The sequence below is a fragment of the Paenibacillus sp. J22P90 genome (genome assembly GCF_059692195.1).
The window spans coordinates 1-4,231 of sequence record NZ_JCAUAY010000025.1 but is presented as its reverse complement, the minus strand read 5'-3'; the positions used below and the strand labels follow the sequence as shown (position 1 = coordinate 4,231).

At 45.7% G+C, this 4,231-nt stretch carries 5 protein-coding genes and 9 tRNA genes; all 14 read right to left on the bottom strand.

The window, feature by feature from the left end:
• Positions 1-189: 189 nt before the first annotated feature.
• A tRNA-Gly gene (locus tag AC58UX_RS32590) sits at positions 190-260 on the bottom strand.
• Between the two features lie 18 nt (positions 261-278).
• A tRNA-Pro gene (locus AC58UX_RS32585) sits at positions 279-355 on the bottom strand.
• 20 nt (positions 356-375) lie between these two features.
• Positions 376-452: transfer RNA gene (locus AC58UX_RS32580), tRNA-Arg, on the bottom strand.
• A 6-nt stretch (positions 453-458) separates the two neighbouring features.
• Positions 459-533, bottom strand: a tRNA-Gly gene (locus AC58UX_RS32575).
• 101 nt (positions 534-634) lie between these two features.
• Positions 635-1,333 carry an AIM24 family protein gene (locus tag AC58UX_RS32570; RefSeq protein ID WP_497260159.1) on the bottom strand — a complete coding sequence of 233 codons (699 nt, stop codon included), beginning with the start codon at positions 1,331-1,333 and terminating at the stop codon, positions 635-637.
• 25 nt (positions 1,334-1,358) lie between these two features.
• Positions 1,359-1,814 carry an SH3 domain-containing protein gene (locus AC58UX_RS32565; RefSeq protein WP_497260158.1) on the bottom strand — a complete coding sequence of 152 codons (456 nt, stop codon included), beginning with the start codon at positions 1,812-1,814 and terminating at the stop codon, positions 1,359-1,361.
• A 57-nt stretch (positions 1,815-1,871) separates the two neighbouring features.
• Positions 1,872-2,498: a GyrI-like domain-containing protein gene (locus AC58UX_RS32560; RefSeq protein WP_497260157.1), complete on the bottom strand. Its 627-nt coding sequence runs from the start codon at positions 2,496-2,498 to the stop codon at positions 1,872-1,874.
• A gap of 134 nt (positions 2,499-2,632) precedes the next feature.
• Positions 2,633-3,142, bottom strand: coding sequence for a ferritin (locus tag AC58UX_RS32555; RefSeq protein WP_497260156.1), 510 nt, complete (start codon positions 3,140-3,142; stop codon positions 2,633-2,635).
• 113 nt (positions 3,143-3,255) lie between these two features.
• Positions 3,256-3,507, bottom strand: a complete 252-nt coding sequence (locus tag AC58UX_RS32550) for a DUF1450 domain-containing protein (RefSeq protein WP_497260155.1) — start codon at positions 3,505-3,507, stop codon at positions 3,256-3,258.
• A gap of 158 nt (positions 3,508-3,665) precedes the next feature.
• Positions 3,666-3,745: transfer RNA gene (locus AC58UX_RS32545), tRNA-Leu, on the bottom strand.
• A gap of 19 nt (positions 3,746-3,764) precedes the next feature.
• Positions 3,765-3,840 (bottom strand) — tRNA-Lys (locus tag AC58UX_RS32540).
• 20 nt (positions 3,841-3,860) lie between these two features.
• Positions 3,861-3,937: transfer RNA gene (locus tag AC58UX_RS32535), tRNA-Asp, on the bottom strand.
• 31 nt (positions 3,938-3,968) lie between these two features.
• Positions 3,969-4,045, bottom strand: a tRNA-Met gene (locus AC58UX_RS32530).
• A 72-nt stretch (positions 4,046-4,117) separates the two neighbouring features.
• Positions 4,118-4,193: transfer RNA gene (locus AC58UX_RS32525), tRNA-Val, on the bottom strand.
• Positions 4,194-4,231 lie beyond the last annotated feature (38 nt).

Below are 4,231 nucleotides of genomic sequence, written 5' to 3'. Positions count from 1 at the left end.
CGGGCGATGGGAATACTCCAAATGCTTATTTTTACAGCTTCCTACGGAAGCAACTAGTGGTATATTTGGACGCTCGTCCTACTTAGGCCTATTCACAGATGTGTGCACGGACGGTCGAACCCTCTAGGGTTCTCTTCCCAGTCTTGCTTAAATAAAAAAAGACCACCCGAAGGTGGTCCTTTTTATTTAAGCGGGCGATGGGAATCGAACCCACGCGATCAGCTTGGAAGGCTGAAGTTCTACCATTAAACTACGCCCGCATATTAAAATTAACTAAGTGGTCGGGACGACACGATTTGAACATGCGACCCCCTGCTCCCAAAGCAGGTGCTCTACCAAGCTGAGCTACGTCCCGTAGTGAAGTTAAAGTGTAAATGGCGCGCCCTGAGAGATTCGAACTCCCGACCTTTTGATTCGTAGTCAAATACTCTATCCAGCTGAGCTAAGGGCGCAAATATTGGAGCGGAAGACGGGGATCGAACCCGCGACCCTCGCCTTGGCAAGGCGATGCTCTACCGCTGAGCCACTTCCGCATACGGTATTTCTCACTCGCTCCGTAAGTGTTTCTCGGAGGCGACAAGAAATAATATATCAGGTATTCAAAACAAATGCAACTATTTTTTCATTCTTTTATTTATTTAATGAAAACTCCGCCAAATGGCAGCACTTCCCGTGCTATTCGGCGCAGCAAGCTATCTGATTTCATATGCTCGTCCAATTTGGGATCAGGCTTGCAAGGCTGCATCAGCACATGCCCATGCCCTGTGATCTCCCAGTGATAGTTCATATGCTGACTAGCCAGTGTATTGCCGTAAACACACAGTCGCAGTTTTGCCTGCCGCGGATACGCAACAAGACAGCTGACATCAATAAACAAAGGCTGCTTAGGATCTAACTCCATCTGATGCAAAGGACCCGCAGTCAAAAGACCTAGCGTACCGGGGCCATGAAATTGCATTTTGACAAGATCTTGTGTGATCAACGTATTCTTGACGCTCTGCAGATGCGTTGTGAAACTCACACCCTCCGTATAGAACAAGACATGACGAAACTCAAACAAGAGGTCGTCTTCGGCTTTCAAAGGCACCACAGCCAAGCTATACGCTTCTGGCAGCCCCATCAGCAATTGGCCTGGTCCGCTTACGCGAGATTGGATCAAACGCTTTTTACGATACATACCGGGCAGCTTCATTAAAGCATCTTCTCTAAGCTCAGGCATTCCTTGGAACGCGACAATTTGGTTGGGATGCAGCACATGCACAGACTCGCCTTGTTTCAGCTGAAGCGTAGCCATCCTTGCTTGTAAGCTTGCATTTTCAAAGATGACCTCCATACCCCTACCTCCTCATCCCTGCCTGCTAACGCATCCCTCGCTTCTTCCTACGCCAAACAATGATACGAAGCACTCGTCCTAGCAAAAAATAGCCCAAAACAAGCGCTGCTGCAGTAATCACCATGTACGTTATTTTTTGATTTCGCTTCTCTTTATCCTGCGCAACTTGCTCCATAGCTTTCAGTCGCTCTTGCAACTGCTCGTTATCCTTCTTAAGCGCCTCGTTTTGGCTAAGGAGACGATCCTGGATCTCTTGGGACTGCCGGACGGCTTCCGAAAGCTTGTCTTTTTGTTCTTCTAATTGCTGCTTGGTAGCCTCATAATCCTTCTGGATCTGCTCGACATTGCTTGGCAGTTGATAGATTTCTTTGACCCGATCCAACCAAGATGCATGAGCAACAGGTGCCGGATACAAGAACACAAACGAGATGATAAGGACAACCAGTGCTTGTCCGATCGCAATCCTATAATGTTTTTGCATCCGAAATCCCTCCCCGTGCCACGCTTCTCGACATTATGTTCTATTTTACAGCAAAATTCACCCCTTCACCACTTCTATCGCTTGAACCGGATATCGCAAAATTGTTTTCATTTTCGCAGGGTCTATCTTCCTTGGGTCGGATAAGTAAATCTCATGATGAAGTCCACAATAGCTGAGCTGATTTTGTTCTATAAAATGCTCCATCTGCGCCAATGTTTCTGGTTCTGTTGCATACGGACCCACGTGCAGCATCTGGACACAGTGTCCCTCATGCAAAGTTTCATACGCAACATTGGAGATTACCTTAAGCTCTTTTTTCTTGGCGGCGGCAGCGCTGCGTGCTACTTCTACGTCCTCAGCAGTGACATAGGCTGGCATACGAATCAGCAGCTTCCAGTGCCACTCCTCCTTCGGTACCTCAAGTGCCATTCTAGGATCACCATCCACCCACCACTGCCCCTCCAGCTTGGCCACTGTGAAGTCTTTCTCCAGCTTCTTGAAAATACCCTTAACCCCGAAGGCGACCGTATACAGCGCTTCTGTGGCGCTAGCAAAGACCGCACCATTGGGATCTCCTTTGCCTACAAGTGTGACATAGGAGATAGGTTCAAATTCAACCAACTGTGGCTTCGCTGGCGCGGAGTAATAAGTTTTATACGTTTTAGCTAAATCTAATTTGTCCATAGGTGCACTTCCATTCTTTTTTCTACTACTATACAAAATAAACCCTGACACCCGTATGTCAGCAAATAGAAAAAACTTACCTCTCGCAAATTTGCGAAAAGAGTAAGTTTTGGGTCTCATATTAGAATATGTAATTATTCCGCAGCTGGTGGGGTAAACGAGCGTTGTGCAAATTCAGCATCCAACATATAGAAAGCATTGCTGTCTTTATCAATGCGCTTCAATTTATTAATAATACTGTCGAACATCGCTTCTTCCTCTACCTGCTCATCAATGAACCATTTCAAGAACTGCATCGTCGCATGCTCTCGATCGTTCAACGCTAAGTCGGATAGGTGGTAAATGCGCTTGGTCACTTCTTGCTCATGCAGATAAGCATGCTCAAAAGCATCCAAAATCGACTCATATTGATTCACTGGCGTATTCATGCCTGCAAAATTGACCTTTTTCCCACGGTCGTTAATGAACTTGAAAATTTTCATTGCATGAAACTTCTCTTCTTCGGCTTGTACTTTAAAAAAATTCGAAAACCCGTCCAAGCTTTCCGCAGCGCAATAACCAGCAATAGCTAAGTAGACGTGCGCGGAGTAAAACTCATAATTCATCTGCTCATTGAGCGCTTCGGTTAGTGTATCGTTTAACATCTGTGCACACACCTTTCTGTATGGTTATCTTTTGCGTATTCCCCATACATACAAGATTACCAGAATTGTGCATAGAAATACAAACGGAATTAACAATTTTAGCAGATCAATGTTCAAGCTGTCACGCTTTTGGCCTTAGATGCCGTGATGATTTCCTTAAGTTGTGCATACAGATGATCGGGTGACTCCGCGCAAAGCAATTTCTTCTTGCCAATCATCGCAATACACTCTTTCTTGCAATGTCTGCAATTGCCAAGGCAGTCTTTCTTCTTCTGCTTCAAATCAGGGAATTCATTCTTAATGGATTTATATATTTGTTTGGATCCGAATTTCTCATTTCTGCAGCAGTATTTAATCGTTTTCAAATGCGATCTCCTCCCGCTATTCACGTAAATCACTACCTCTTGATATTAGTGATAATAATAATCAATGTCAACCAAAATTTGATATGCCTGTACGCAAAAAAAAGCTTTCTCTTAACCTTATTTAAAAGGTAAAAGAAAGCTTTTTTTGTTTGTTTGGATGCGCGTAGAGGGACTTGAACCCCCACGGTCGCCCGCTAGATCCTAAGTCTAGTGCGTCTGCCAATTCCGCCATACGCGCATGCTATAAATAAAGCAAATGGTGAGTCATGTAGGATTCGAACCTACGACACCCTGATTAAAAGTCAGGTGCTCTACCAACTGAGCTAATGACTCATGTCTAAATAATCAAAAAATGGCGGAGCTGACGGGATTCGAACCCGCGGTCTCCTGCGTGACAGGCAGGCATGTTGGGCCACTACACCACAGCTCCACACTATGTAAAACACCTCTTAGTAAGAGGTTGGTTGCGGGGGCAGGATTTGAACCTGCGGCCTTCGGGTTATGAGCCCGACGAGCTACCGGGCTGCTCCACCCCGCGACACTACTAGCATGATATTTTATTATTCCCAGAGGAAATGATAACATTCCTTTTTCATCTGAAAAGGTAAAATGGTGGAGGCTGACGGGATCGAACCGCCGACCCTCTGCTTGTAAGGCAGATGCTCTCCCAGCTGAGCTAAGCCTCCATGGGAGTAAAAATGGTGACCCGTAGGGGACTCGAACC